The organism is Aeromonas finlandensis (assembly GCF_000764645.1).
GTDB lineage: Bacteria > Pseudomonadota > Gammaproteobacteria > Enterobacterales > Aeromonadaceae > Aeromonas > Aeromonas finlandensis.
The window spans coordinates 1-548 of record NZ_JRGK01000249.1 but is presented as its reverse complement, the minus strand read 5'-3'; the positions used below and the strand labels follow the sequence as shown (position 1 = coordinate 548).

The 548-nt window shown below is 46.0% G+C and carries 1 protein-coding gene; it reads right to left on the bottom strand.

What is annotated here, in order from left to right:
• Window positions 1-504, bottom strand: a 504-nt coding sequence (locus tag LD28_RS0113035) for a hypothetical protein (RefSeq protein ID WP_206538762.1), incomplete at its 3' end; no start/stop codon positions are given.
• Between the last annotated feature and the right edge of the window lie 44 nt (window positions 505-548).

Below are 548 nucleotides of genomic sequence, written 5' to 3'. Positions count from 1 at the left end.
CACCGTTGCCATAAAGGTAGCAAACTCAGTCATATTCCCGCAGAACTCACAAAATCCATGTTTTCGTTGCTTGTTCAGGTTGATGCCTTTTTTGGAGGTAGACCTTTTGGGTGATTTACATGCGCAGCACCCGACTAATCCAATCAAAGATTCAAGCGTAGCGACAAAGCACATGTCTCTCGCCGTTTGCTGGTCTTCAGTTTTGATGAACTGTCGCAATAATTGACGTTGCATACGGACCATGGCCTCTAGCCCCACTAGCCTTACAATTTCACTGAAAGGTACACCGACCGCCGCACCAGGAAGATACCCTGTGTAGTTTGCTGGAAGAGTTTTTATGTAGCTATTTACAGCGGGGTCGAGGACTTCCTTGATCAAGCGAAGGATGGGGTAGCGGCGTGATAACACTGAGTATGGTAGCCAGAGTTCTTCAAACTGCTGGATGGCAGCCGAAATGTGATGATCGCAGTTTTCCCAGATGACTATCTTTGGTGCTTTTTTCATGTCAACCATTTTAGCCAATTAATGCGCTTACTCAAGTTGTATTG